Genomic DNA, 5,175 nt, shown 5'->3' with positions numbered 1-5,175 from the left:
CCAGAACTCGTATTTCTTGGCCGGAATTAGAATATATCATGTTTGAATATTTTATGCAACACTTTTTTTATTACTTATTGAATTTCCGCCTTACTCCAAGATCTCCTGGATATAGAGATGAAGCGAGTGTGCCAAATTGATGATTTTACCCTCTACGCTTACCAATGGGCGTGTAGGGTTGCTTCGATCAGAGAAGATGATTTCACCAGGCCGGCCATCGTTTAGACGTATCTTTGTTCCATTATGCAGCTCCGTCGTCTTATTTATGAAGGTTTGTACAATGGATGGTTCCAGTTGGCCGAACCCTTCTTTTTGAATTTCCTCCAGAACGAGATATGGCGACTGTGCCTTCTTGTATGTCCGCTCCAGCGTCATTGCATGGAAAATATCCGCCACAGCGACAATTTTCGCGTATAAATGAATTTGACTCCCCCGCAGCCGAAGCGGATAGCCCGAACCGTCAATTTTTTCATGATGCTGCAAAGCCGCAAGCCGGACCCCTTCGTTAATGGCCGTTACTTTTCGCAAAATCTGATATCCATATGTCGTATGCTTTCGCACTTCATTTCTTTCGGTCATCGTAAGCGGCTCAGGCTTCTGCATAATTGAACTGTCAACCTTTGCATTTCCGATATCATGCAGCAAACCGGCAAAAGCCACTTGCAGCCACTCTTTCTGGGGACAGTCGCACCACTGGGCAATCTTATATGATGTGAGCGCAGAAAGTACGGCGTTATGATAAATGTAATCCTGTTCGTTAAGCGTACGCGGGGAAAAATTGAGAACATGATAATCCTTGATATGGGCGATCATGGCCTCCAGCCTGCTGCGAAGTTCATAGATCGGCAGAACCGCTGCGTCGGCTGAGCTGTAACATTTTTTGATGAGCGCCAGCATATGATCGTATTCCTCATGCAGCTGAGAGCCACTCTTGGCCAGCGCAGAAGCTGTAATGACCACTCCGGCTTTAACCGCACCCCTAGAAGGAGCATTGGACGATTCCAAGGCTTGGACATCCTCCTCGGAGCCTTCAATATCGACCTGCTGAATCAGAAAAGCCTCCAGAACCTCCATATCGCGCGGCAGCAGTATTTTTCCTTTGGCAAATAACACGCCTCCCAAAGGCGTAATGACGTCCTTACTCACTTTTGAACCCGGGCTTATTTCCGCCACCGATATGCTTGGCATACGCTCAACTCCTTTACTCTACCCATTCATGACAAATAGGTACTTATGACCTAATTATATTATGGATAAGGAGAAGCGACTAGTATGAAAGGAATAAGACTTTTATTTTTTTGAACAAAAAAAGAGAGCGTCCACCAGAAATTAGTCTAGTGGCACTCTCTCGTTACTTTACACTATTCCAAAGCCTCTCCATCATCCTCTAAATCGGACTCGGCAGAGTTAGCAGTCTCATTGGCATCCAGGGCCTCGTTCGGCTCCTGATTGACTTCCGCAGTCTCATCGGACTGCATATTCTCATCCCCGTCTTCGCTCTTGTCGGTGCGGCAGACGGTGGATACGGCATCCTCATCGCGGATATTGATCAGCTTCACACCCTGCGCATAACGGCCCATAGTCGAAATGCCGCCCATGCTCATACGGATCAAGGTTCCGCCCGTCGTAATGATCATCAGGTCTTCTTCCTGCTTAACGACCTTGAGGCTGACCACAGGGCCGTTCTTTTCCGTAAGATTGATGGTCTTGATCCCCTTGCCTCCGCGGGTTTGCAGACGGTAATCGCCGACAGGCGTACGTTTGCCGTAACCTTTGGTCGTGACGATCAGTACATCCAGATCTTGGTCAATGCAATCCATACCGATAACATGATCCTCTTCGTCCAGGGTAATGCCTTTGACTCCTGTTGCGCTCCGGCCCATGGAACGGACATCCTCCTCGGAGAAGGTGATAGACATTCCGTCCGCCGTGCCCAAAATAAGCTTCTGCTTGCCGTCGGTAAGCTTCACATCGATCAGCTCATCTTCTTCCCGCAGATTGATTGCGATGAGTCCGCCTTTACGGATATTGTTGTAATCCTCAAGCGGCGTCTTCTTCACAATTCCTTCACGGGTGGCAAAGAACAGATATTTATCGCTGTCCGTTTCCTCGATCTGGATAACGGCACTGATCTTCTCTCCCTGCTCGATCTGGAGGAGATTAATAATTGGTGTCCCGCGTGCCGTCCGTCCAAGCTCCGGAATCTCGTAGGCCTTGATGCGGTACACCTTACCTTTATCAGTAAAGAACATCAGATAGTTATGGGAGTTGCTGACGAAGAGATGCTCGACAAAATCTTCATCCTTCGTGTCCATGCCTACGACGCCGCGGCCGCCGCGTTTTTGACTGCGGTAAGTGCTTACCGGAAGCCGCTTAATATAGCCGGTATGTGATACTGTAATGACAACCTCTTCGCGCGGGATAAGATCCTCATCCAGAATGCTTTCTTCTCCGATGGTAATCTCCGTCCGCCGCTCGTCGGCGTACCGGTCCCGCAGCTCCTGCAATTCATTGCTGATAATGTCAAGCACGAGCGATTCGTCAGCCAGGATGGCCTTGTACTCGGCTATTTTGGCCAGCAGCTCGTTGTACTCGTTCTCGATCTTGTCGCGCTCCAGACCGGTCAGACGCTGCATCCGCATGTCCAGAATCGCCTGAGCCTGCTCCACACTGAGACTAAACGTCTCAATCAAGCCTTCACGCGCAATATCAACCGTACGCGAAGCGCGGATTAGCGCGATGACTTCATCCAGGTTATCCAGCGCGATGCGCAATCCTTCCAGAATATGCGCCCGGGCTTCCGCCTTCTTCAGTTCAAATTCCGTCCGGCGGCGGATAACCTCGATCTGATGCTGCAAATAGTGGTACAGCACGTCGCGCAGATTCAGCACCTTCGGCTCATTGCCGACAATGGCCAGCATATTGATGCCGAATGAAGACTGCATGGAAGTGTGCTTGTACAGATTATTAAGCACTACATTCGCGTTAACATCCCGTCTTACCTCGATAACGATACGCATTCCGTTGCGGTCCGACTCATCCCGCAGATCGGTGATGCCCTCAATTCGTTTCTCACGCACCAGCTCGGCAATTTTCTCCACCAACCGCGCTTTATTAACTTGATAAGGCAACTCGTTAACAACGATGCGCGCCTTGCCGTTATTTTCTTCCTCAATCAAAGCCTTTGCGCGCATCGTGACCGAGCCGCGGCCCGTACGATACGCCTGCCGAATGCCTTCGCGGCCCAAAATATAACCGGCCGTAGGAAAATCCGGCCCCTTGATATATTCCATGAGCTCCATTGGCGTAATTTCGGGATTACGGATCATAGCCTGTACACCGTCGATGACCTCGCCCAAATTATGCGGCGGAATATTGGTAGCCATCCCTACGGCAATACCGGATACCCCATTAACCAGCAAATTGGGAAAACGTGAAGGCAGAACGGCCGGTTCATGCTCTTCGCCGTCATAGTTAGGTATAAAATCGACCGTTTCTTTGTTCAGATCGCGCAGCATTTCCATGGCAATCTTGGAAAGTCTAGCTTCGGTATACCGCATCGCCGCGGCCATATCGCCGTCAATCGAGCCGAAGTTGCCATGCCCGTCGACCAGCATGTAGCGCATGGAGAAATCTTGGGCCATCCGGACCATCGTCTCATAAACAGCCGAGTCGCCGTGCGGATGGTATTTGCCGATCACTTCACCGACGATTCTCGCCGATTTCTTATACGGCTTATCCGGTGACATTCCAAGCTCCGACATCGCAAACAAAATGCGCCGGTGCACTGGCTTAAGTCCGTCCCTTACGTCCGGCAAAGCCCGGCTTACAATGATGCTCATTGCGTAATCCATGAAAGAATCGCGCATTTCCACACCAATGTCCCGGTCCCTGATTTGCGGGTTATTTTGTTCAGCCATGAGTTGCTGGACCTCCTTCAGTTAAAAAACCGCTACCCTATATTATATTCCTTTCACAAAAACTGCACAATTAAACGTACCAGCTTAGCCATTCATATACGAGATTTCTTTCCTGGTACCCGGGTATTAGCCCTGTCCGCATATGATGACGGCTCATAGACTATATGGAGTAACACTGCCTACCGCTTCAAAATTCCGCCAAAGATATTACTCCATATCCTTTGATTATACCATTGTTTAGAACACTTGTCCTTTTATTTCAGCAGTGTAAAGGAGGAATAACATGAGAATTCAACGGGTTCCCAGCAAATGGGCCAAGACCGAAGTCATTCTGCTTAATCACTCCTTGGCGCCTTATATTCCCGATACCCGTAAATATGATCCTGCGGCGCTCAGCGAGATGCTTGACCTGTATGAAACCGTCTATATCAAACCCGACCGCGGGACCTATGGAAGCGGGGTTATGCGAGCTGAGCGGCGGAGCTTGAACTTGACCCCCAGCGGCACGGAAAAGTCCGGAGAAAACGAAGGGGAAAGCTCCCATTCCAGTATTCTGTATATTCTTCGTTATGACACAAAAGCACTGGCGTATCATTCCATCGAGGAAATGCATCAAGCGATAGCCGAAAGAACACAGAGACGTTTCTATTTGATTCAAAGAGGTATCAGCCTGCTGTGCTACAAGAAACATCCGTTCGATCTGCGTGTGCTTGTCCAAAAAAGCCCTGAAGGTCGCTGGGAAACGACCGGACTAATAGGCAGGGTGGCGGCTCCGCAAAAAATTGTGACCAATTATCATAACGGAGGCCGAGTATTATCTGTCGAAGCACTGCTGGCGGAGCATATGAAGCAGAACGAGCGCTTAACAATGATCACCCATCTGAAAAATCTTGGTGTAGATACTGGACATCAGCTGGAAACGGCTTTTCCGGGTATGAAGGAAATTGGGCTGGATGTCGCCATGGATGATCATCACGATCTATGGATTCTTGAGGTTAATACACTTCCTTCTCTCGTAGTATTTAAAATGTTCGAAGACAAATCCATTTACCGAAAAATCCGCCGGTATGCCGCCGCCTACGGCCGTGCCGGCTTTGGCAGCCCGAGCTCATCCTCACGCCGCAAGCCGCTTGCACGCAGCCATTAATCAATAGATCTTTTCGTAATCGTCCACCATACTCAAGAAGAAACGGCTGCGCCGTCCTGTTAGCAGCTTAAGCTTCCGAAGTAGCGATACGAGTATCGCTTTTAGGTA

The 5,175-nt window shown here is 49.4% G+C and carries 3 protein-coding genes; 1 reads left to right on the top strand and 2 read right to left on the bottom strand.

Going from position 1 to position 5,175, the window contains the following annotated elements; translation table 11 throughout:
• Positions 1–90 precede the first annotated feature (90 nt).
• Together L691_RS0101100 and gyrA are read right to left on the bottom strand one after the other, a co-directional pair.
• On the bottom strand, positions 91–1,188 hold the full coding sequence (locus tag L691_RS0101100; RefSeq protein WP_025688233.1) for an HD-GYP domain-containing protein: 1,098 nt from the start codon (positions 1,186–1,188) through the stop codon (positions 91–93).
• Between the two features lie 173 nt (positions 1,189–1,361).
• Positions 1,362–3,920, bottom strand: a complete 2,559-nt coding sequence (gene gyrA / locus L691_RS0101095; protein WP_025688232.1) for a DNA gyrase subunit A — start codon at positions 3,918–3,920, stop codon at positions 1,362–1,364.
• Between the two features lie 283 nt (positions 3,921–4,203).
• Here gyrA and L691_RS0101090 point away from each other — a divergent pair, with 283 nt between their 5' ends.
• Positions 4,204–5,067: a YheC/YheD family protein gene (locus L691_RS0101090; RefSeq protein ID WP_025688230.1), complete on the top strand. Its 864-nt coding sequence runs from the start codon at positions 4,204–4,206 to the stop codon at positions 5,065–5,067.
• Positions 5,068–5,175: the final 108 nt, after the last annotated feature.

This window comes from Paenibacillus zanthoxyli JH29 (genome assembly GCF_000520715.1).
Taxonomy (GTDB): domain Bacteria; phylum Bacillota; class Bacilli; order Paenibacillales; family Paenibacillaceae; genus Paenibacillus_AQ; species Paenibacillus_AQ zanthoxyli.
Note: the sequence above shows the minus strand (reverse complement) of the source record. Positions and strands in the feature narration are given on the sequence as shown.